The sequence below is a fragment of the Sphingobium sp. FG125 genome (assembly GCF_057809795.1).
On sequence record NZ_JBMDKQ010000012.1, the window covers coordinates 58,591 to 81,770 of the forward strand.

A 23,180-nucleotide genomic window follows, 5' to 3' on the forward strand; every position below is an offset into this window, starting at 1 on the left:
CCCCTCATCATCGACGCAATCGTGCCCGCCAATTTTTGAGATTGCAATATATCTTCAATCGGAAATTAATCCGCGTTGATCAATAACTCCGCCCAACCAGCACTCGCTCCACCGCTGTCTCGCCAGTAAACACGCACACTCCGTCAGCGGCCTCCGCATCATTAGGCACATTGCGCAGCGTTAGCTTCTCGCCCTTGAGCCACTGCACCACCTTCTCCAGCGCTTCGCCAGTGGGCTTTGCCCATTGCACCAGCGCCCAGCCCGGCTTGGCACTGGCGTTGAAATAGGCCTTGAGCGCTTCAATGTCGGTGATCGAGCGGTCGATGCTGCCGTCCAGTCGCGCCTTGGCGTCCGCGAACAGCGACGCCTGCACATCCTCCAGCATCGCCACCGCGCCCGCGACGAAATCGCCCTTCGCCACCACCTGACTGTCCAGCTTGCCGTCGGCGCGATAAAGCCGGTCGCGACGGATGACCGACACGTTGCCGCCCGCAACATCGCGCCCGCCGACCTCGATAACGATCGGCGCGCCCTTCTTGACCCAGCCCCAACGCTTGGTCGCCGCCTTGGCCGGGCGTCGGTCGAGCAGCGCCCGCACCGGTTCACGAAACACGTCGAGCGCGTTGAGCTGGCTCACCAGATCGGCGCAATAATCGACGATAGCGGCGTCCTCGTCGGTATCGCGCAGCATCGGCACCACGACCACCTGATAGGGCGCAACACGCGGCGGCACGCGCAGCCCGTCATCGTCGCCATGGACCATGATCAGCCCGCCGATCATCCGCGTGGACATGCCCCAGCTGGTCGTCTGCGCCAGTTCCTGTGCGCCCTCGCTATTCTGGAACTTGATATTCTGGGCCGCAGAGAAGGTCGTGCCCAGAAAGTGCGACGTGCCCGCCTGCAACGCCTTGCCATCCTGCATGATGGCTTCGATCGAATAGGTCGCAACCGCGCCGGGGAAGCGTTCATTTTCCGGCTTTTCGCCGGCTACCACCGGCATGGCGACGCAATCTTCCGCAAAGCTGCGATAGACTTCCAGCATCTTCATCGTCTCTTCCATCGCCTCATCGACGGTGGCGTGGGCGGTGTGGCCTTCCTGCCAGAGGAATTCGGTGGTGCGCAGGAACATGCGGGTGCGCATTTCCCAACGCACGACATTGGCCCATTGGTTGATCAGCACGGGCAGGTCGCGCCATGACTGGACCCAACGGCTGAACGCCGCGCCGATCACCGTTTCGGACGTGGGGCGCACAACCAGCGGCTCCTCCAGCTTCGCTTCGGGATCGGGAACCAGCTTGCCGTCCTTCTGGATCAGCCGGTGATGGGTGACGACCGCCATTTCCTTGGCAAAGCCGTCGACATGCTCGGCTTCCTTCTCGAAATAGGAAAGCGGGATGAACAGCGGGAAGTAGCAATTTTCATGCCCCGTCGCCTTGATCCTCGCATCGAGCAGGGTCTGGATACGCTCCCATATGCCATAGCCCCATGGCCGGATGACCATGCAGCCGCGCACGCCGCTTTCTTCGGCCAGGTCAGCCTCCGAAATGACGGCCTGATACCAAGCGGAGAAATCCTGCTCACGGGTGACGGAAAGGGCGTGTTTCACGGGAATGGCTTGCCTGCTGTAGGGAATGGATGGCGCGCAATAGGCCAAGCGCGCTATCCCCGTCCACCCCCGACGCACATTGGCGTTCAGCCGACGGCAACGCCCAGTTTTTCGAGCCAGGCCCGCGCCTGTTTCGGCTCGCCCGGCGCGTCGGACGCCACCGGGCCGCGCGCGGCGAGGAAGGACTGGTGCAGCGCAAACGGCTCCAGCCCCAATTGATCACGCAGCGTGTTGATGTCGGCGGCCAGTTCATCCAGCGTCGCTATGACGGGGGCTGCCTTGGCGCGGGCCTGCCGGTCAGGCTTATGGTCGAACAGACCCCACACGCCGCCTGCCGTCACCTGCAACGCCGCGATCAGCGCCGCGTCATAGTCGGCTTCCAACTCGGCCCGCCGCACGTCCAGTCGTTCGAGTCGGTCGGCCTTCGCCATTGGGGGTCAGCCCAGCTTGTCGATCTTGGCGTTGAGCGCGGCCAGTTGCGCCTTCAACACAGCGATCTCATCGTCCTTTTCGGCTTCGGCCGGGGTCGCAACACCGGGCATACCGGGCATACCGGGGACACCCGGCATCAGCCCGCCAGCGCCCTTGAACGCACTGGTTGCCGCCTCGAACATCTGCATGTTGCGCTTGGCGATCTCGGCCAGTGGGCCGCCGCCGAATGCGCCCTGCATCGCTTCCTGAAACTGCAATTGATTCTTGCGGAACGCATCCATCGACGCTTCGAGATATTGCGGCACCATCGACTGCATCGAATCGCCATACATGGAGATCAACTGACGCAGGAAATTGACCGGCAGCATATTTTCGCCGCGCTGTTCTTCTTCCATGATGATCTGGGTCAGGACATTGTGGGTGATATCCTCGCCACTCTTGGCGTCGACCACCGTGAACTCGCGGCCCTCGCGCGTCATCTGCGACAACAGATCAAGGGTGATGTAACTGGACGTTTCGGTGTTATAAAGCCGCCGGTTAGCGTATTTCTTGATAACCACCGGCTCTGATTCATTAGCCGCTTTAGATTTGGCCATGGACACCTCTCCCGCACCTGCACACTCCTCATTAGCACAGGGCGTTGCCGCACCGCAACATGGCCCAAGGCCTTTACCCCTTTTTCTCAACATTTTATGGCGCGAAACAGAGGGCGATCCAGAGCTGCGCAAACGCGCCTTCATCGGTCTGCGCCGCTATCAGCAGGCGCAGCGCCCCGCCCCGCCGTCTGCCCCCGCCAGCATGGCGCAGATCGGCAGCGCCCGGTTGCTGCGCTATGGTGTTGATAATGGCCGCGCACCGGTGGTTTTCGTCCCCTCGCTCATCAATCCGCCGCAGGTGCTGGACCTGTCCGAACGCCGATCTTTGCTGCGCCACATGGCCGCAGCAGGACATGACGCCTATCTGGTCGACTGGGGCAGTCCGTCAGCGCGGGATGCGATGATGGGGCTGGATGGTCACATCACTGACCGGCTTTTGCCATTGTTAGCCTCCCTGCCGCGACCTCCCATATTGGTGGGCTATTGCCTGGGCGGCACGCTGGCGCTGGGCGTGGCTATGCTGCACCCGATGCGGGCGGTGGCGACGATCGCTTCGCCTTGGCGATTCGATGGTTTCAGCGACGCCGACCGACAGGAAATCAGCGCCCTGTGGCGCGGGGCCAAGCCCATGTGCGACCGTCTGGGCTATGTGCCGATGGAAGTGCTGCAATCGGGCTTCTGGGCGATGGACCCGGCGCGCACGATCCGCAAGTTCGCTGCTTTCGCCGATGTTGCAGCAGAATCGGATGGGGAGCGGGCCTTTATGGCAGTGGAGGATTGGGCCAATGGCGGCCCACCGCTAACCTATGGCGCGGGACGCGATCTGTTCGATGAGCTCTATGCGGATAACGCCAGCGGAGAGGGGCGCTGGACTGTCGGAGGCCAAACAGTCGATCTACAGGGGCTTGCCTGCCCGACCCTGTCGATCCGCTCGACAACGGATCGCATCGTCCCTGCCGCCGCTTCGACCCAATTGGCTACAGACTGGCAATTCAAACTGGGTCATGTCGGCATGGTCGTGGGTGGACAGGCGCGCGAAACGCTGTGGTTTCCATTGTCCCAATGGGTTTCCAGCCATGGCGGATGATGCTATGTGCGCCTGCGAAAAGAGACCCCAATAATAGAGGATCGAGCCTTTGTCAGATATCGTCATTACCGCCGCCAAGCGCACGGCCGTCGGCAGCTTCATGGGTGCGTTCGGATCGACTCCGGCGCATGAACTGGGCCGTCAGGCGATCATCGCCGCGCTGGCGCAGGCCGGCGTCGCGCCCGACGAAGTGGACGAAGTGATATTGGGCCAGGTGCTGAGCGCCGGTCAGGGGCAGAACCCGGCGCGGCAGGCCGCCGTCAATGCGGGCATCCCGGTCGAGCGCACCGCGATTGGCCTCAACCAGCTCTGTGGCTCCGGCCTGCGCGCTGTGGCGCTTGCTGCCCAGGCGATTCGTGCGGGTGATGCGAACATCATGGTGGCTGGCGGGCAGGAAAGCATGTCACTTGCCCCCCATGCGCAATATCTGCGCGGCGGCAGCAAGATGGGCAATGTCAGCCTGGTCGACACGATGATTCATGACGGCCTGACCGACGCCTTCAACAATTATCATATGGGCATCACCGCGGAAAATCTGGCCGAGAAGTATCAGATCAGCCGCGAAGCGCAGGATATCTTTGCCGTCGCCAGCCAGAACAAGGCCGAAGCCGCACGGGCATCGGGCCGCTTCGCCGACGAAATCGTGCCGGTCACGATAAAGGGGCGCAAGGGCGACACCATCGTCGATGCCGACGAATATATCCGCGCCGGTGCCACCATCGAAGCGATGGAGAAGCTGAAGCCAGCCTTCAAGAAGGACGGCACTGTCACCGCCGCCAACGCCAGCGGCCTGAACGATGGTGCCGCCGCGCTGGTGCTGATGACCGCCGATGCCGCTGCCAAGCGGGGCGCAACCATTTTGGGCCGGATCGCCGGTTTTGCGACCTGCGGCGTAGATCCCTCGATCATGGGCATCGGCCCGGCCCCGGCCAGCCGCAAGGCGCTGGAGAAAGCAGGCTGGTCGATCGCAGACCTCGACCTGATCGAAGCCAATGAAGCCTTCGCCGCGCAGGCGCTGTCGGTGGGTCAGGAACTGGGCTGGGATGCGTCCAAGGTCAATGTCAATGGCGGCGCGATCGCCATCGGCCATCCGATCGGCGCGTCGGGCGCGCGGGTGCTGACCACACTGCTCTATGAAATGGCCAAGCGCGACGCGAAAAAGGGTCTGGCGACGCTGTGCATCGGCGGCGGCATGGGCGTGGCGATGTGCATCGAACGCTGATCGACTAACAGGTTGCCAAATGGCCGTCGCTCCACACGGAGCGGCGGCCTTTTTCGTGTCAGGCTTGGCGCGGGGCGCTGCGGCAACGGTCGGAACAATAGACCACATTGTCCCAGTCGCGTTCCCACTTCTTGCGCCAGGCAAAGGGGCGCTGGCAGACCGGGCAGGTCTTGGTCGGCAGATCCCGCTTGGCAACGCCGCGTGGCATGGATGATCCCCCGGTTGTGCTACGCGTCCAGCGGGCGATCCCTTGTTTCCGGCAGCGCCACCAAGCAGGTGATAAGCGCCAGCGCCACGACGGCCAATGTGTACCAAAGCCCGGCATAGGGATCACCCGTCCGCGCGACGATATATTGGCTGACCAGTGGCAGGAAACCGCCGAAATAGCCTGTACCGATATGATAGGGGATCGACAGCGACGAATAGCGGATGCGCGCCGGGAAATATTCCGACAAGAGCGCCGCCACCGGCCCATAGGTCGCGCCTGACAGCGTCCAGAGCAGCAAGAGCGCCGCGAAAATTGCCATGGCGCGTGGCCAGTCCGGCGTCACGCTCCCGGTCGGATAGCCCCCGGCTTTCAAAGCAGCGTCCAGCCCGGCGGCGCTTAGGTCCGTGACGACCAGATCGCCGATCTGCACCGCAGGCGTGGGCGCTGCCTGCTTGTCATAGGGGATGCCGCGCTTGGAAAAATGGTCGAGCAACTTGCCGCAGGCGGTCGGCTGGACCTTGGCGAAGGGATCGAACACGCAATCCGGGCCGCGCACCACGACCGGCGCGCGTTCCCCCGCCTCGACCAGAGCCGGGTTCGCGGTCGCGCCCATGAACTGGTAGAGCGGAATTAACAACACCAGCACCAGCGCATAGCCGATGACGATCGGCTTTTTGCGCCCGATCCGGTCGGACAGATGGCCGAAATAGACGAACGCCCCCATGCCGGCAAAGGCGCTGCCGCCGACCAACAATTGCGCGATACCGGGCGAGACATGCAGGCCGCTCTGAAGGAAATAGAGCGCCTGGAACATGACGGTATAGGCGATTACCGTGAACCCGGCAGCGATGCCGACCATCGCGACCAGCATCCGCTTCTTGTTGCCCGGATAGGTGAAGGCTTCCTTGATCGGATTTTTCGACTGGGTGCCCGCCTTCTTCATCGCGGTGAATACCGGGCTTTCGCGCAGCATCAGCCGCATCCACAGCGATATGCCAAGCAGGGCAAGCGAGAAAAGGAAGGGCAGCCGCCAGCCCCAATCGGCCCAAATCTGTGGTCCGACCAACCATTGCGTGCCGACCACGACGATCAGCGACAGGATGAAGCCGCCGATCACCCCGGCCTGAATGAAGCTGGTATAAAAACCGCGCCGGCCCGGCGGCGCATGTTCGGCAACATAGATGGCTGCGCCGCCATATTCGCCGCCCAGCGCCAGCCCCTGTGCGATCCGCAGCGTGATCAGGATGATGGGTGCGGCAATGCCGATGCTGGCGGCGGACGGGGTGAGGCCCACCCCCGCCGTCGCGACGCCCATCAGGATGATGGTGGCAAGGAACGTATATTTGCGGCCCAGCCGGTCGCCCAAATAGCCGAACAATGCCGCGCCGATCGGGCGGAAGGCAAAGCCGATCGCGAAACCCGCCAGCGTGTAGAGCAGTTCGACGGTAGGATTGTCGGTCGGAAAGAAGGTTCGCCCGATGATCGGCGCGAGGACGCCATAGATATAGAAATCATACCATTCGAACACGGTGCCGAGCGCCGAGGCGGTGATGACCAGCCGGTCGCGCTTGACGTTCATTACATAGTCGCTGCCGACCGCTTCGCTCATCCCTGCCCCCTTAACTTCGCACTTTTCCCGGCAATTGTGAAATTGCGTTACCCCAAGGGGTAATTAAATTTCCAACACCCCTTTGCGCAACCGCCAATGTCGGGGCGCGAAACAGGGGCCGATATCGCATGAAGCGGGGGCGATAGGACAGGCTAAAAAAGTGCCTCAGCGGCGCAGTTGCAGCGTCACCAGCAGGACATGATCGACATCATCGGCCCGCCCGCGATTTTTGACATATTGGTTGAGATAGCCGACCTCCATGGTCGACTTGCCTGCGACCGGCAGTTCCAGCCCGGCAAAGCTGCGCAACCGGTCAAACCCCTTGCGCGCCCCCCAGTCGGTATCGTTCAGCGCTACGAACCCTTCCGCATAGGTCAGCGCCGACACGCCGCCCGACTTGCCGGTCAGCGGCACCGCCAGCCGCAGCATCTGCCGCAACCGCCAGCCCATATCGTCGCCGCTCGACACCCAGCGCTGCTCGATCCGGGTGCGCGAGGAGAGCGGCCCGCCCGCAACATTGCCCAGCGACCAGTTGATCTGCTGGAAGGCGCGATGCTCCCGCGTCTCACCGCCACCGGACCGCGGCGTGCGGACATAGGCATAGCCCTGATAGACGGTCAGCCGGTCGGACAGTCTGACGCCGATCGCGGGCCGCAGCAACATCTGGTCCAGCCCGTCCATGTCCCTGCCAAAGCGTGACTGGACCTAGGCGAAATAGACGATGTCGCCCGAAACTGATCCCTGCGCGATGGTCTGGAGCCAGAACTGCTCATCGTCGGCACCGTGCGCGGGCAGCGCGATCATGGCCGTGAAGATGGCGGAAAGGCAGAGGATCGTCTGTCGCAGGCTGGTCATGCCGCGGCTGCTAAGGGATAGGCCGGGATCGGGGCAAGACGCGACAGCCCAGCGAAACATTAAATAACAAAGGGCCGCCCTGCCTGTGCGGGGCGGCCCTGGGTTTTCGCGACGCAGCTTGCGCCTATTCCATTTCGAGAATGACCGCATCCACGGCCAGGCTGTCGCCCTGCGCCGCCGACACGCTCTTGACCACGCCCGCCTTTTGCGCGCGCAGGATGTTTTCCATCTTCATCGCCTCGATCACGGCGAGCGGCTGCCCGGCCTCGACCTTGTCGCCTTCGCCCACATGCAGGGCGACCAGCAGGCCCGGCATCGGGCAGATCAGGAAGCGCGACAGGTCTGGCGGGATTTTTTCGATCATGTGCGCAGCATAGGGTGCAGCATGGGCGGGCAGGATACGCAGTTTGTGGCTGGCCCCGTGGCAGGTCAGCACGAAACCCGATCGCACCGGCGCGATGCGGACGGCGAGTTGCTCGTCGCCAAATTCCGCCTCGATCAGGCGATCGCCCGGCGTATATTCCAGCGCCAGGTCGAGGGGCTGCCCATCGACCGTCACTTCGTCCCCGTCGATCTCGACCTCATGGATCGCGTCACCAATCTTGACCTGCCAGCCGGTCGGCGGGGCGAGGCGCTTGCCCAGCTGTCCGTCGATCCGGCGGGCGCGGTCGGCCTGCGCCATCGCCGCGAACGCGCCAATGGCGGACAGCCGCACCAGCAGTTCGGGCGAAGCAGGCGCGCCCTGGAACCCGTCGGGATATTCCTCCGCGATGAAGCCGGTGGTGATGTTGCCCGACCGGAACCGCTCATGCTGCATCAGGGCGGACACGAAATCGATATTATGGCCCGGCCCCTCAATCTCGAACTTGTCGAGCGCCTCGATCTGCTTGTCGATGGCTTCGAGGCGCGTGGGCGCCCAGGTGATCAGCTTGGCAATCATCGGATCGTAGAACATGGAGACTTCGCCGCCCTCCTCCACGCCGTCATCCACGCGGATCAGCGCGCCGCTTTCATCCGCGCCGGTTTCGGGCGGGTTATAGCGGATCAGGCGACCGGTCGAGGGCAGGAAACCGCGATAGGGATCTTCGGCATAGACGCGGTTCTCGATCGACCAGCCGTTGATCTTGACGTCCGCCTGGGTGAAGCTGAGCGCCTCGCCATTGGCGACGCGGATCATCTGTTCGACCAGATCGACGCCGGTGATTTCCTCGGTGACGGGATGTTCGACCTGCAACCGGGTGTTCATTTCCAGGAAATAGAAGCCGTCCCCGGTCTTGTCCTCACCGCTCACGATCAGTTCGACCGTGCCTGCGCTGAAATAGCCGACCGCACGGGCCAGGGCGACGCATTGTTCGCCCATCTTCTTGCGCATTTCGGGGGAAACGAAGGGTGAAGGCGCTTCCTCGACCACCTTCTGGTGGCGACGCTGGATCGAACATTCGCGTTCGTTCAGGTAGACGATATTGCCATGCTGGTCGCCCAGCACCTGAATTTCGATATGGCGCGGGCTTTCGATGAACTTTTCGATGAACACGCGGTCATCGCCGAAGCTGTTAAGGCCTTCGCGCTTGGTCGCCTCAAAGCCCTCGCGGACGTCCTGTTCGCTATAGGCCAGCCGCATCCCCTTGCCGCCGCCGCCTGCCGACGCCTTCATCATCACGGGATAGCCGATCTCGTTGGAGATGCGGACGGCATGTTCGGTGTCATCAATGACGCCGACGAAACCGGGGACGACATTGACGCCCGCTTCCAGCGCCAGCTTCTTGGACTCGATCTTGTCGCCCATTGCCGCGATGGCGTTCGCCGGGGGGCCGACAAAGATGATGCCTTCCGCGTCCAGCGCCTTGCGGAAACTCTCCCGCTCCGACAGGAAACCATAGCCCGGATGCACCGCGTCCGCGCCGGTCTGCTTGCACGCCGCGATGATCTTGTCGGCGATCAGATAGGATTGGGCGGCAGGCGACGGGCCGATATGCACGGCTTCGTCCGCCATCAACACATGCGGCGCGCGCGCATCGGCATCGGAATAGACCGCAACGGTCTTGATGCCCATCTTCTTCGCGGTCCGCATGACACGACACGCAATTTCGCCACGGTTCGCGATCAGGATCTTGGTGATTGCCATTTTAGTCTCGTTTCCCCGATTTGCGGATGGCCCAAAGTGCGATCAAAACTCCGGCTGAAGCCAAACCGCAGAACACCCAATAAAATTGCCCATATTCAGAACAGAAATCATCCATGCCAAATCTGCTGCATGGCGTAGCGTTTAATGCAGCCAAGCCAGATACAAGGCTAATTAACCCGCAAAACAGTGCGGCGAGGCCCAAGACGCACAACTTCAGCCGTTTCACTCAATCGTCACCCTGAACTTGTTTCAGGGTCCATCGTGCCCCACGAGCCATCGCTCTCGGAGGCGAAATGGATGCTGAAACACGTTCAGCATGACGGAGTGTGGAGACGCGGATCATGCAGCAGGAACTCCAAACATATGCGTCATGCCGGACTTGATCCGGCATGACGCTTTCTTCCCGCGTAACGGCAGCGAAGAAGCGGGACCCCGGATCAAGTCCGGGGTGACGAAGGTGGGAGTGAGACTCACTCCGCCGCCTCCATCGCAACCTTCACCTCGGCCTGCATCGGCACCACGCCCAGCTTGGCGAACAGCGCGGCATCCGCATTGTCGCCCGCATTCGCTGTGGTCAGCAGCTTGTCGCCGGTAAAGATGCTGTTCGCGCCCGCCATGAAGCACAAAGCCTGACACGCATCCGACATGCTCTCTCGCCCCGCCGACAGACGCACCATGCTCTGCGGCATCACGATCCGCGCGACCGCGACCGTCCGCACAAACTCGATCTCGTCGATCTTGGCGAGCGGGGTGTCGGCCAGCATATCGCCCAGCACCGTCCCCTTGACCGGCACCAGCGCGTTGATCGGCACGCTCTGCGGGTGCTGCGGCAGCACGGCCAGCGCGTGCAGGAAGCCAACGCGGTCCTCGCGCGTCTCGCCCATGCCCACGATCCCGCCGGAACAGACGTTGATCCCTGAATTACGAACATTTTCCAGCGTTTCCAGCCGGTCATCGAACGTCCGGGTGGTAATCACCTTCTCATAATGTTCGGGTGAGGTGTCGATATTATGGTTGTAATAATCGAGGCCCGCGTCAGCCAGCACCTTGGCCTGCCCTTCGCTCAGCATCCCCAGCGTCATGCAGGTTTCCATGCCCATCTGGCGCACGCCCTTCACCATCTGGACGATGGCGGGCATGTCCCGCTCCTTGGGATTGCGCCAGGCCGCGCCCATGCAGAAGCGTGAGCTGCCCGCATCCCGCGCCTGTGCCGCCGCCTGCATCACAGCCTGCACGCTCATCAGTTTCTCGGCCTTGAGGCCGCTCTCTGCCGACGCGGACTGGTTGCAATAGCCGCAATCTTCCGGGCAGCCGCCGGTCTTGATCGACAGCAGGGTGGAAAGCTGCACCTCGTTACGCGGGAAATTCGCGCGGTGGATGGTCTGCGCCTCGAACATCAGATCGTTGAACGGCAGGTCGAACAGCGCGGCGATTTCGGCGCGGGTCCAGTCCGTGCGGGCGGTGATGTCCGTCATCGTCACTTACCACCTCCGTTCGCTTCGAGCGAAGTCGAGAAGCGGCAAGCGCTGTGCCAACGTTTCTCGACTACGCTCGAAACGAACGGCTGTTGGGTGCGGATAAGGATGAAGAAGGTAGTCAAGCGGCGTCCTCCAGCCCCGCAGGGGGCATGTTGTGGCCGAGGAGGCGCAGCACGTCGGCGGCGCATTCCACGACATTGGACCCCGGTCCATAAATGCCCTGGACGCCCGCGTCACGGAGATAGTCATAATCCTGCGGCGGGATGACGCCGCCCGCAATCACCTTGATGTCGGTGCGGCCCGCTTCGCGCAGCTTGGCGATCAGGTCCGGGATCAGCGTCTTGTGGCCCGCCGCCAGCGACGATGCGCCCACGACATCGACGCCGCTGTCCAGCGCCAGCACGACCGTTTCATCGGGCGTCTGGAACAGCGGTCCCGACACGACGTCGAAGCCCATGTCACCGAACGCGGATGCGATCACGTTGGCGCCCCGGTCATGCCCATCCTGCCCCATCTTGGCTATGAGGAGTTTGGGTTTGCGACCGAGGCGCCGCTCGACGGCCTGCACGCCGTCGAGTACTTGTTGCCAGCGGCTGTCGCCCTCATAGGGCGCGCTATAGACGCCCTTCACCGGCGTCGGCTGGGTTCCGTAACGATCGAAGCTTTCTTCCATCGCCGAAGAAATTTCGCCCAAAGTCGCGCGGGCGCGGGCGGCCTCCACGGCGAGGGCGAGGAGGTTGTTGTCGAGGCTGGACGGCCTGGCCGCGCCGTCGCGCAGCGCCTGCAACGCCGCTTCGCATTTCGCGCTGTCGCGCTCCGCCTTCACCCGGTTGATCCGGGCGATCTGGCCTTCGCGCACCTTGGCATTGTCGATGTCCAGCGTGTCGAGGAAATCCTCGCTCGCCAGCCGATATTTGTTCACGCCCACGATGACGTCATCGCCGCGATCGACCCGCGCCTGCCGCGCCGCCGCCGCCGTCTCGATCATCGCCTTGGGCCATCCTGCCGCCACGGCCTTCGCCATGCCGCCATCGGCCTGCACCTTCTCGATGATCGCCCAGGCTTCATCGACCAGTTGCTGTGTCAGCGCCTCGACATAATAAGACCCACCCAGCGGATCGACCACCTTGGTCATGCCGGTTTCTTCCTGGATCACGATCTGCGTGTTGCGCGCGATACGGGCGGAAAAATCGGTGGGCAGCGCGATCGCTTCGTCCAGCGCATTGGTGTGCAGCGATTGGGTGCCGCCCAGCATCGCGGCCATCGCCTCGATCGTGGTGCGCATGACGTTGTTGTAGGGGTCCTGCTCGGTCAGCGACACGCCCGACGTCTGGCAATGGGTGCGCAGCATCTTGGACCGCTCGTCCTTCGCGCCCAGTTCCGTCATTGCGCGATGCCACAGCACGCGGGCCGCGCGCAGCTTGGCGATCTCCATAAAGAAGTTCATGCCGATGGCGAAGAAGAAGCTCAGGCGTCCGGCGAACTTGTCGATGTCGAGGCCGCTGGCCACGCCATATTTTACATATTCCATGCCGTCGGCGATGGTGAAGGCCAATTCCTGCACCTGCGTCGCGCCAGCTTCCTGCATATGATAGCCGGAAATGGAGATGCTGTTGAACTTGGGCATCTCACGCGACGTATAGCCGAAAATGTCGCTGATGATCCGCATGGATGGTTCGGGCGGGTAGATATAGGTGTTGCGGACCATGAACTCCTTGAGGATGTCGTTCTGGATGGTCCCGTCGAGCAATTTGCGGTCGACACCCTGCTCCTCGCCCGCGACGATGAAGAAGGCGAGGATGGGAATGACCGCGCCGTTCATCGTCATGCTGACCGACATCTGGTCGAGCGGAATCCCGTCGAACAGGATCTTCATATCCTCGATCGTGTCGATCGCCACGCCAGCCTTGCCAACGTCGCCGGTGACGCGCGGATGGTCGCTGTCATAACCGCGATGGGTCGCCAGATCGAACGCGACCGACAGCCCCTTCTGACCGGCGGCGAGGTTGCGGCGATAGAAGGCGTTGGATTCCTCGGCGGTCGAAAAGCCTGCATATTGGCGGATGGTCCATGGCCGCCCCGCATACATGGAGGCGCGCACGCCCCGCGTGAACGGCGCAAAGCCCGGCAAGCCCGGATCGACGGTCACGTCGTCGGCGGTGTAGAGCGGCTTGACCGCGATCCCTTCCGGGGTCGCCCAGGTCAAATCCTTGCCCTTCACTTCCTTGGCGGCAGCGGCAGCCCATTGATCCAGCGTCGGCTTGTCGGTCATATTCCACCCTCACTCCCTCTCCCCAGCGGGGAGAGGATATGCAGGCTTGGCAGCTTGTCTGCCTAGCCGAAGTTGGAGAGGGTGGCCGACCCATCGGGCGTCGCGCCCCCTCTCCGCTGCGACTAAGGGTCTGCTGCGCAGCCCCCAAGTCTCGCTGCCTCCCCCCGACGGGGGGAGGTTTTAATCGCTAGTGCGCCGCCTTCGGCGTCTCCATGATCTCGGTCAGCACCCCGTTCATATCCTTGGGATGCACGAAGAAGATCGGCGTGCCATGCGCCCCGATCCGCGGCTCGCCCAGCACCCGCGCGCCCTTCGCCTCGAACCATGCCTTCGCCTCAAGAATGTCGGGTACTTCATAGCACATATGATGCTGCCCCCCGGCCGGGTTCTTGGCGATGAAGGCGGTGATCGGCGAGCTTTCGTCGAAAGGCTCGATCAGCTCGATCTGCGTCCCCGCCGTGCCATTCTCACCCGGCGTATCGACGAAACAGACCTTCACCCCCTGCGCAGGCAGGTCGAACGGTTCATGGATCTTCGTCGCGCCCATCACATCGCGATAATAAGCGATGCTCTGTTCAAGGCTGGGCGTGGCGACGCCGATATGATTGAGACGGCCGAGTTTCATATCACTTTCCTGTTCCGTCACCCCAGCGAAGGCTGGGGCCTCAGGCCTCGAAAGGCCGGTCAAGCCGCATGAGATGCCAGCCTTCGCTGGCATGACGTCATATTAAAGCGGAATATTGTCATGCTTCTTCCACGGATTCTCCAGCGCCTTGTTGCGCAATTTCCGCAGGCCCAGCGCGATCCGCCGCCGCGTCGAGTGCGGCTGGATCACTTCGTCGATGAAGCCCTTTGAGGCGGCCACGAACGGGTTGGCGAAGCGTGCTTCATATTCCGCGGTGCGCTCGGCAATCTCGTCCGCCGTCTTGCCGCGGAAGATAATCTCCACCGCGCCCTTGGCTCCCATCACTGCGATTTCGGCGGTCGGCCAGGCATAGTTCAAATCGCCGCGCAGATGCTTGGACGCCATCACGTCATAAGCGCCGCCATAGGCCTTGCGTGTGATGATGGTGATTTTCGGCACCGTCGCTTCGGCATAGGCGAACAGCAGTTTGGCGCCATGTTTGATGATGCCATTATGTTCCTGCGCGGTCCCCGGCAGGAAGCCCGGCACGTCCACCAGCGTCACGATCGGTATCTCGAACGCATCGCAGAAGCGGACGAAACGCCCGGCCTTCTTGGACGAATTAATGTCCAGCACGCCCGCCAGCACGAAAGGCTGGTTGGCGACGATGCCGACAGTCCGCCCCTCGACCCGGCCAAAGCCGCAGATGATGTTACCCGCATGAGCAGGCTGCACTTCGAAGAAATCGCCTTCATCCACGATCTTCCTGATCAGTTCGTGCATGTCATAGGGCTGGTTCGCATTGGCGGGGATCAGCGTGTCGAGGCTCGGCTCGATCCGGTCCCACGGGTCGGCGCTCGGCCGCTCCGGCACCGGTTCCTTGTTCGACGCGGGCAGGAAGTCCACGAAATCGCGCACCGCCAGCAATGCCTCGATATCATTTTCGAACGCCACGTCCGCCACGCCCGACTTGGTCGTATGCGTCACCGCGCCGCCCAGTTCCTCCTGCGTCACCACCTCGTTCGTCACCGTCTTGACCACATCGGGGCCGGTCACGAACATGAAGCTTGAATCCTTCACCATGAAGATGAAGTCGGTCATCGCGGGCGAATAGACCGCGCCGCCCGCGCATGGCCCCATGATGACGCTGATCTGCGGCACCACGCCCGACGCCAGCACATTGCGCTGGAAAATCTCGGCATAGCCCGCAAGCGACGCCACGCCCTCCTGAATCCGCGCGCCGCCGCTGTCATTCAGGCCGATCACCGGCGCACCGACTTTCAGCGCCATGTCCATGATCTTGCAGATTTTCATCGCGTGCCGTTCGGACACTGCGCCGCCATAAACCGTGAAATCCTGGCTGAACAGGAATACCAGCCGACCGTTGATCGTGCCGGAGCCGGTGACGACGCCATCGCCGGGAATATGCGCCTCATCCATGCCGAAATCGGTGCAATTATGCTCGACATACATGTCCAGCTCTTCAAAGCTGCCCTCGTCCAGCAACACCTCGATCCGCTCACGCGCGGTCAGCTTGCCCTTGCCATGCTGCGCGTCGATGCGGCGCTGGCCGCCACCCATGCGAGCACCTTCGCGCTTGGCTTCCAGCTGTTCGATGATGGCGAGTTTCGACATAGGCATATCTCTCCGGTCAGGGCGCGGACTTGTTATGACGCCCTTTTCCCGTCTTTGCGATTTTTCGCAAATGTAAATTTGCTAATTTGCAAATCACCACTTCGCAAATTAGTGTCGCTTGTACTTCCCTCCGTTCGTTTCGAGCGAAGTCGAGAAACGTCGCGCCCCTGTTTCTCGACTTAGTTAGAAACGAACGGAGCTTGGGTTACACAAAGGACAGGCATACACCATGGCACGCGGCAATAGTATATTTGCAGGACCAAGGCTGCGCCAGTTGCGCCTCGACCATCGCATGGATCAGGCGACGATGGCGCAGGCGCTGGGCATATCCGTATCCTACCTGTCCCAGATGGAAAATGACGATCGCCCCCTGACCGCCAAGGTCAAGGCGGCGCTGGCCAACGCATTTCCGACCGATTGGGCGAGTTTCGACGCGCGCGAAGATGAGCAGATGCTCGGTGCCTTCACCTTTGCGCTCAGCCATCCCGAACTGCCCGGCGTCGCGCTGGAGCCGGAGCGGATCGAGAAATTGCACCTGCAATTCCCCGAATTCGCGGCCCGCTATCTCGACCTTTACAACGCCCATATCCGTGCCAATGAACGCATCAACATGATCGAGGAAGCGATCGCCAACGACAGCACGGTGCAGGCGCGCCTGCCGTGGGAGGCAGCGCGCGACTGGTTTCATGAGGCGGGCAATTATGTCCACGCGATCGACTGCCTGGCCGAGGATATGGCCGCCAGCTTCACCGCCGGGCAAGCTTTGGACGAGGGGATGCTGGTCGAGGCGCTGGCGCGGCGACATGGTATCGAAACGCTGATCGCCGACACGCCCGACAGCGCACTGCGATCCTATAGCAGCGTCACGCGCAAGCTGTTCGTCAACGCCGCCCTGCCCACCGAAAGCCGCAAGTTCATGCTGGCGCATCAATTGATGATGCTGGAGGGACAGGCAGTGATCGCCGACGTGGTCACCAAGGCCGCCCTGCCCGTCCCCGGCGCGGACCGGCTGCTGGCGATCGGCCTTGGCAATTATGCGGCGGGGGCGCTGCTGATGCCCTATGCACCGTTCCGGGAGGCCGCGCGGGTGATGCGCCACGATATCGACCGGCTGGCCCGCACCTTTGGCGTCAGTTTCGAGCAGGCCTGCCATCGTCTCTCCACGCTGCAACGGCCCGGCCTGCGCGGCATCCCCTTCTTCTTCTGCCGGGTCGATATGGCGGGCAACATCACCAAGCGGCACAGCGCCACGCGGCTGCAATTCGCCCGTTTTGGCGGCGCTTGTCCCTTGTGGAACGTCCATGAAGCCGTCGCCATCCCCGACCGCATTAACGTGCAACTAGGCGAGACGCCCGACGGGGTGCGCTATGTGTCGATGGCCAAGGGGCTGGTGAAACCATCGGGCAGCTACAGCCGCACCCCGCGCCGCTTTGCCGTGGTGCTGGGATGCGAAACCGCCCATGCGGCGAACTTCGTCTATGCCGACGGGCTGCGGCTGGAGGATGAGGGCGCAGCGACACCGATCGGCATCACCTGCCGCCTCTGTTCACGCCAAAGCTGCGACCAGCGCGCCTTCCCGCCAGCCGACCGGCCGATCCATGTCGACCCGGACAATCGCCAGATCGTCCCCTACTGGATCGGGTGAAGCCAGCCTGCGGAAAGCGGCCCTGTCGCTCGTTTGGGTTGGGCATTAGGGATGCATGATGACCGATAGTGCGCTGATCGACCCCGTAACTGATGCTCTCGCGACGACTGGCTATGCACGCCTGTCGGGCGAAGAAAGTTTCGCGCAACTGGGCGTCGATGCGGCTGACTGGCGCGCTTTCGCCGATAGCTGGAACGATCTGGGGCCGGACCTCTATATGGCCGACGGCGGACGCTATCGCCGCCGCCGCCACGCGACCTTTCGCTATGAGCATGGCGATTTTGCCCGCCAGCCGCACCAGCCCCATTATCAGAGCCCCGACTATAATGCGCTCAATGGTGATGTGCAGCGCTGGTTCGATCCGGTCGATCAGGCCACGATCGACAATCCGGTCTGTCGCGCGATCTTCGCCTTTTGCGCCGGTCATTTCCCGACGACCGGCCCCGCCCATGTCGAAATGCACCAGTTCCGTATCGAAGCCAAACCCGGCGAAGTCGGTCGCCCGACGCCCGAAGGGCTGCACCGCGACGGGGTGGACCATGTGTTCGTGATGCTGATCGAAAGGCGCAATGTGCGCGAGGGCGTGACCCGCATCGGCGCGCCCGACGGCACGGCGCTGGGCGAGTTCATGCTGGCGGAACCGGGCGACGCGATGCTGATCGATGACCGGCGGATATTGCATGGGGTGACGGAAATTCACGCGGTGGATGTCGCGCAACCAGCCTGGCGCGATGCGCTGGTGGTGACGTTTGTGCATCAATAATCCTGCCCCGGCGGGGGAGGTGGCAGGCGGAGCCTGACAGAGGGGTGTAACCCTCTCGATAGGGTGACACCCCTCCACCATCGGCTACGCCGACGGTCCCCCTCCCCTTAAAGGGGAGGATTTTTTCGGATTATTTCAACAGCACCAATTCCTCCGCCATGCTCGGATGTAGCGCCACAGTGTCATCGAAATCCTGCTTGGTCAGCCCTGCCTTCACCGCGATGGCGGCGGCCTGCAATATCTCCGGCGCGTCGGGACCGATCATGTGCAGCCCCACCACCCGGTCGGTCGTCGCGTCCACGATCATCTTGTAGAGCGCCCGCTCCTCGCGCCCCGCCAGCACATATTTCATCGGGCGGAAGTCGGACGTATAGACCTTGACCGTCCCCAGCTTGTTCTTCGCCTGCGCTTCGGTCATGCCGACCCCGGCCAGCGGCGGATGGCTGAACACGGCGGACGGCACGCAGTCATAATCGACCGTGCGCGGGTTCCCCCCAAACACCGTGTCGGCAAAGGCATGACCCTCGCGGATCGCCACCGGGGTCAGTTGCAACCGATCGGTGACGTCGCCCACGGCATAGATGCTCTCGCAACTGGTCTTGTTATACTCATCGACCTTGATCGCGCCCTTGTCGTCCAGTGCGACGCCCGCACTCTCCAGCCCCAGCCCATCGACATTGGGCTTGCGCCCGGTCGCAAACAGGATGATGTCGGCGGCAACCGGATCGCCCGACGCGAAGTGGACGCACAACGTGCCGTCCTCCTTCTTTTCGATCCGCTCCATCTGCGCGTTGAAACGGAAATTGATGCCCTTGGTCATCGAAATCTGGAGCAGCCGGTCACGTATCTGCTCGTCATAGCCGCGCAGCAGCGTGGCGGACCGGTTCACGATCGTCACATGGCTGCCGAACTGGTGGAAGATGCCGGCAAATTCATTGGCGATATAACCGCCGCCAACGATGACGATGCGCTTGGGGCATGCGTCCAGATGGAACACTTCGTTGGAGGTGATGCCATGTTCCGCGCCCTCAATCTCCGGCATGATCGGCCAGGCACCGGTCGCGACGAGGATATATTTCGCGGTCACTTCGCGACCGCTGGCCAGCTTCACGCTGTGCGGCCCGGTCACGACCGCCCGTTCGGGGATCATCTCGACCTTATGGCTGTTCAGCGTATTCTTGTAGAGACCTTCCAGCCGGTCAACCTCACCCAGCACATTGTCGCGCAGCGTGGTCCATTCAAAGCCGCACTCTGGGACATTCCAGCCAAAACGGCGCGCGTCCTTCAGATCCTCGGCGAAATGCGCGCCGTAGATCAGCAGCTTCTTGGGCACGCAGCCGCGAATGACACAGGTGCCGCCGACGCGAAATTCCTCGGCCACCGCAACCTTCGCCCCATGCGCCGCCGCCACGCGCGACGCCCGCACGCCGCCCGATCCTGCACCGATGACGAAAAGGTCGAAATCAAACTCGCTCATGCCTGGCCTCCGATTGGGTGCGGGGGATATGGCGGTTGGGCGCGGGAGTTACAAACGGGATTTTTATACTCGGTCCGTTCGGGCTGAGCGAAGTCGAAGCCCTCCACTGAGCGAAGTCGAAGTGGCTTCGCTGCGCTCAGCCTAGCCCTTCGACTTCGCTCAGGGCGAACGGATTGATGGACTATTCCGCTCCCAGCGCAATCTCGATCAGCGCCATGGTCGATGGGTCAAACCCGGTCGGTCCATCGGTCTCGATAGACTTGGCAATCTCCTTGCCCAGCTCCACGCCGAACTGGTCGAACGGGTTGATCCCCATCAGCACCGCATTGGCAAAGGTGCGATGCTCGTAAAAGGCGATCAGCGCGCCCAGCGCGTGCGGGGTCACATCGTCCATCAGGATGGTGGTGGACGGCCGGTTGCCGGGATAGGCGCGCGCCGGGTCGGCGGCATTATCCTTGCCTCGCAGCAACGCCGCCCCCTGCGCAAAGCAGTTGACCAGCAGCGCGCGATGATGCGCCGGGTCCAGCGCATGGCCAGGCTCGATCGACGCGATAAACTCTACCGGCGTGATGATCGTCCCCTGATGCAGCAACTGGAACACGGCATGTTGCGCGTCCGTCCCCACCCCGCCCCAGGTGATCGGCGCGGTCGGGCCATCGACCGGCGATCCGTCCAGCTTCACCGCCTTGCCATTGCTCTCCATCTCCAACTGCTGGAGATAGGAGGGCAGCAGCGCCAGCCGCTCGTCATAGGCGAACACGGCGCGGGTCTGGCAGCCCATTACACGCGCATAATATTGGTCGGCAAAGGCCGCGATCAGCGGGATATTCTGCGCCGGATCGGACAGGCGGAAATGGCGGTCCATTTCGGCCGCGCCCTCCAGCAGGCTTTCAAACGCATCCCAGCCCAGCGCCAGCGCGGCGGGGAAACCGATCGAGGACCAGAGCGAATAACGCCCGCCCACGGACTCGGCAAAGGGCAGGATGCGGGTTTCATCGACACCCCATTCCATCGCCCGTTCGGGCGCGGCGGTCAGCGCGACGACGCGGCCATAGGGATCATCCACCCCGCCCTCGACCATCCAGTTGATCGCGCTTGCGGCGTTCAGCATGGTTTCGCTGGTGGTGAAAGTCTTGGAGGCGATCGCGATCAGCGTCGCATGGGGATCGAACCCCTCGATCGCCCGCTCCAGCGCCGTGCCATCGACATTGGACACGATCGCCACGTCATAACGCACCCCGTCACCGTCCAGCGCATCGACGATCAGGTCGGGACCAAGCGCCGACCCGCCAATGCCGATATGCAGGATATGGCGAATCTCGCCCAGCGCCCCGGCCTCGATCGCGTCGATCAGGCCGCGCATCCGGTTATGCAGCATCTTGGCATGGGCAACGCTGTCGGGGTTCCCCTCGCCACGCTCGGCAGGATGCTCGGCGGCGCGGCCTTCGGTGTTGTTCACCGCCTCGCCCGCAAACAGCGCGTCGCGCCGCCGGGCAAAGCCCTGCTCGTCGGCCAGCGCCAGAAATCCGGTCATCAGATCATCGGTCAAATGCGTCTTGGACCAGTCGAACCGGATTGGTCCCTGGGTCAGCACCAGCTTGGACAGGCGGTCGGGATTGGTCGTAAAAATCGACTTGAGGTCGGCTTGCGGCAGGGCGGCGATGGCCGCCAGTGCAGGACTCGGCATGGAATATCCTCTTCGATGAAATCGAAACCGGCGCTGCACCTGCCGATTCTTGGCCTCTTTAGCCAATGTTTCGACCAATTGCATCGGTCAGGACGCGCTTGACGTGTCAGGCGCCAAGCCCCAAAAGCCGCGACGGCCCAATTACCGGCCATTTCACAGGGATTGAACGGCCACCCATGACTGCAAAATCGGAAACGCGGGACTTTATCTGGTTCCTCGCCAGGCTGGGCCTGTTCGTCTTTGTGCTGCGCAGTTTCATCATTTCGCCGTTCAATATTCCGTCGGAATCGATGCAGCCACGCCTGCTGATCGGCGATTATCTGCTGGTCGCCAAATGGCCCTATGGCTATTCGCGCTATTCGCTGCCCTTCAGCTTGCCCCTGATCCCCGGCCGCATTTTCGCGTCCACGCCCGCGCGCGGCGACGTCGTGGTGTTCAAGGCACCACCAAGCCAGAAAAACGACTATATCAAGCGGGTGATCGGCCTGCCCGGTGACATGATCGCCGTGCGCGGCGGCACGGTCTATCTCAACGGCGCGGCCATCCCCAAGCAGAAGGTCGCCGACCTCGTTATTCCGGTGACCCCGAACATGACCGATGCGGCGGCGAAGGAAGGCGCGGAGTCCCCCTGCTATCGCCCCGATTTCGAGGAAGCTGCACCCGGCGGTGGCAAGCAGTGCCGCTACCCGCAATATCGCGAAACACTGCCCGCGACCAAGGATGCGCCCGCGAAAAGCTATAATGTCCTCGATCTGGTGCCGGACGGCGCAGCGGATGATCGCGATACGGTGCTGGTGCCGCAGGGCCATTTGTTCATGATGGGCGACAATCGTGATCGCAGCGCCGACAGCCGCTTCCCGGCGGTCGAAGGCGGCGGTATCGGCCTGGTGCCGGAAGAAAATCTGGTGGGCAAGGCAATGATCTCGGTGTTCTCGACCGATGGCAGCGCCAACTGGCTGCTGCCCTGGACCTGGTTCTCGGCTGCGCGCTGGAACCGTATCGGGGAAGGCTTTTGAGTAAACCCGACACGGCGGGCTGGCTGGCGGCGCTGATCGGGCGTTCGCCACGCGACCCTGCGCCGTTCCAACAGGCGCTGACCCATGGCAGCGCGAACCCGGTCAATTATGAGCGGCTGGAGTTTCTGGGCGACCGGGTGCTGGGGCTGCTGGTGTCCGAATGGGTGTTCGAGCGCTTTTCGGGCGAGCCCGAAGGCAAATTGTCGCGCCGCTTCAATGCGCTGGTGTCGGGCGAAACCTGCGCAGACGTGGCGCGCGCAGCGGGCGTCCCCACCCATCTGGTGCTGGGCAAGCAGGCGCGCGACGATGGCGCGGCCAATAGCGACAATGTGCTGGGCGACGTGATGGAGGCGCTGATCGGCGCGCTCTATCTGGAGGCGGGGCTGGAGGAAGCGCGCACCCTCGTCCGTCGCCTCTGGGCCGACCGGGTGGACACCCAGACCGCCGCCCCGCGCCACCCCAAATCCGCGCTCCAGGAATGGGCCGCCGCCAACAAGCGCAAGCCCCCTGAATATGAAGTCAAGGACCGCTCCGGCCCCCATCACGCGCTGCGCTTCATCGTATCAGTGACGATCAAGGGCGCGGGCGAGGCCAGCGCGACCGGCGGATCGAAACAGGAAGCCGAAACAGCGGCAGCGGCGGCGTTGCTGGAGAAGCTGACGGGGTGACGCCGATATGCTACACCATACTCCCAAGCAGACCGATCTCAACTGGAAGGCGCCTAATTTTACTACGTCATGCTGAACTCGTTTCAGCATCCATTTCTCGTCACAAGCGGCGGCTCGTGCGGCGCGATGGATCCTGAAACAAGTTCAGGATGACGCGGAAGAGACAACCAAGAG

At 62.8% G+C, this 23,180-nt stretch carries 18 protein-coding genes and 1 pseudogene; 6 read left to right on the forward strand and 13 right to left on the reverse strand.

Annotated elements, in window-relative coordinates; translation table 11 throughout:
* Positions 1-79 precede the first annotated feature (79 nt).
* From proS to phaR, 3 genes are all read right to left on the reverse strand, one after another.
* Complete coding sequence (proS, locus tag ACODSR_RS13025) at positions 80-1,606, reverse strand: proline--tRNA ligase (protein ID WP_489077119.1); 1,527 nt, start codon at positions 1,604-1,606, stop codon at positions 80-82.
* An 86-nt stretch (positions 1,607-1,692) separates the two neighbouring features.
* Entirely contained in the window at positions 1,693-2,037 is a 345-nt protein-coding gene (locus ACODSR_RS13030) for a hypothetical protein (protein WP_489077121.1), read from the reverse strand.
* A gap of 6 nt (positions 2,038-2,043) precedes the next feature.
* On the reverse strand, positions 2,044-2,634 hold the full coding sequence (gene phaR, locus ACODSR_RS13035; RefSeq protein WP_217672347.1) for a polyhydroxyalkanoate synthesis repressor PhaR: 591 nt from the start codon (positions 2,632-2,634) through the stop codon (positions 2,044-2,046).
* Between phaR and ACODSR_RS13040 the strand changes: the two genes are divergently transcribed.
* Positions 2,633-3,721 carry an alpha/beta fold hydrolase gene (locus ACODSR_RS13040; protein WP_489077123.1) on the forward strand — a complete coding sequence of 363 codons (1,089 nt, stop codon included), beginning with the start codon at positions 2,633-2,635 and terminating at the stop codon, positions 3,719-3,721. The two genes, phaR and ACODSR_RS13040, sit on opposite strands and share 2 nt — an antisense overlap.
* 49 nt (positions 3,722-3,770) lie before the next feature.
* Complete coding sequence (locus tag ACODSR_RS13045) at positions 3,771-4,943, forward strand: acetyl-CoA C-acetyltransferase (protein ID WP_489077125.1); 1,173 nt, start codon at positions 3,771-3,773, stop codon at positions 4,941-4,943.
* A 58-nt stretch (positions 4,944-5,001) separates the two neighbouring features.
* Here ACODSR_RS13045 and ACODSR_RS13050 read toward each other — a convergent pair whose 3' ends face one another.
* The 8 genes and pseudogenes from ACODSR_RS13050 to ACODSR_RS13085 form a co-directional block, all read right to left on the reverse strand.
* Positions 5,002-5,151 (reverse strand): DUF2256 domain-containing protein, encoded by a 150-nt coding sequence (locus ACODSR_RS13050; RefSeq protein WP_294134766.1) that lies wholly within the window; start codon positions 5,149-5,151, stop codon positions 5,002-5,004.
* 19 nt (positions 5,152-5,170) lie between these two features.
* On the reverse strand, positions 5,171-6,760 hold the full coding sequence (locus tag ACODSR_RS13055) for an MFS transporter (RefSeq protein ID WP_489077127.1): 1,590 nt from the start codon (positions 6,758-6,760) through the stop codon (positions 5,171-5,173).
* Between the two features lie 165 nt (positions 6,761-6,925).
* A pseudogene (locus ACODSR_RS13060) lies at positions 6,926-7,615 on the reverse strand (DUF2490 domain-containing protein).
* 124 nt (positions 7,616-7,739) lie between these two features.
* The gene (locus ACODSR_RS13065) at positions 7,740-9,740 is read right to left on the reverse strand and encodes an ATP-binding protein (protein WP_489077129.1); all 2,001 of its coding nucleotides are present in this window, start codon (positions 9,738-9,740) and stop codon (positions 7,740-7,742) included.
* Between the two features lie 470 nt (positions 9,741-10,210).
* Positions 10,211-11,215, reverse strand: a complete 1,005-nt coding sequence (gene bioB / locus ACODSR_RS13070) for a biotin synthase BioB (RefSeq protein WP_489077227.1) — start codon at positions 11,213-11,215, stop codon at positions 10,211-10,213.
* Between the two features lie 121 nt (positions 11,216-11,336).
* Entirely contained in the window at positions 11,337-13,490 is a 2,154-nt protein-coding gene (gene scpA, locus ACODSR_RS13075; protein ID WP_489077131.1) for a methylmalonyl-CoA mutase, read from the reverse strand.
* Positions 13,491-13,677: 187 nt separating this feature from the next.
* Positions 13,678-14,115: a methylmalonyl-CoA epimerase gene (gene mce, locus ACODSR_RS13080; protein WP_489077133.1), complete on the reverse strand. Its 438-nt coding sequence runs from the start codon at positions 14,113-14,115 to the stop codon at positions 13,678-13,680.
* 102 nt (positions 14,116-14,217) lie between these two features.
* Positions 14,218-15,750 (reverse strand): acyl-CoA carboxylase subunit beta, encoded by a 1,533-nt coding sequence (locus ACODSR_RS13085; protein ID WP_119745821.1) that lies wholly within the window; start codon positions 15,748-15,750, stop codon positions 14,218-14,220.
* A gap of 229 nt (positions 15,751-15,979) precedes the next feature.
* On the opposite strand from ACODSR_RS13085, the gene ACODSR_RS13090 reads away from it, so the two are divergent.
* Positions 15,980-17,395 (forward strand): helix-turn-helix domain-containing protein, encoded by a 1,416-nt coding sequence (locus ACODSR_RS13090; protein WP_489077135.1) that lies wholly within the window; start codon positions 15,980-15,982, stop codon positions 17,393-17,395.
* A 55-nt stretch (positions 17,396-17,450) separates the two neighbouring features.
* A complete protein-coding gene (locus ACODSR_RS13095) occupies positions 17,451-18,158 on the forward strand; it encodes a 2OG-Fe dioxygenase family protein (protein WP_489077136.1) in 708 nt (235 codons plus the stop codon).
* Positions 18,159-18,288: 130 nt separating this feature from the next.
* On the opposite strand, the gene gor is transcribed toward ACODSR_RS13095, so the two are convergent.
* Positions 18,289-19,635 (reverse strand): glutathione-disulfide reductase, encoded by a 1,347-nt coding sequence (gor, locus tag ACODSR_RS13100; RefSeq protein ID WP_489077138.1) that lies wholly within the window; start codon positions 19,633-19,635, stop codon positions 18,289-18,291.
* A gap of 181 nt (positions 19,636-19,816) precedes the next feature.
* Entirely contained in the window at positions 19,817-21,322 is a 1,506-nt protein-coding gene (gene pgi / locus ACODSR_RS13105; protein ID WP_489077140.1) for a glucose-6-phosphate isomerase, read from the reverse strand.
* 176 nt (positions 21,323-21,498) lie between these two features.
* Between pgi and lepB the strand changes: the two genes are divergently transcribed.
* Together lepB and rnc are read left to right on the forward strand one after the other, a co-directional pair.
* Complete coding sequence (gene lepB / locus ACODSR_RS13110) at positions 21,499-22,338, forward strand: signal peptidase I (protein ID WP_489077142.1); 840 nt, start codon at positions 21,499-21,501, stop codon at positions 22,336-22,338.
* On the forward strand, positions 22,335-23,006 hold the full coding sequence (rnc, locus tag ACODSR_RS13115; protein WP_489077144.1) for a ribonuclease III: 672 nt from the start codon (positions 22,335-22,337) through the stop codon (positions 23,004-23,006). The genes lepB and rnc overlap by 4 nt, the downstream gene beginning before the upstream one ends.
* The last annotated feature ends 174 nt before the right edge of the window (positions 23,007-23,180 follow it).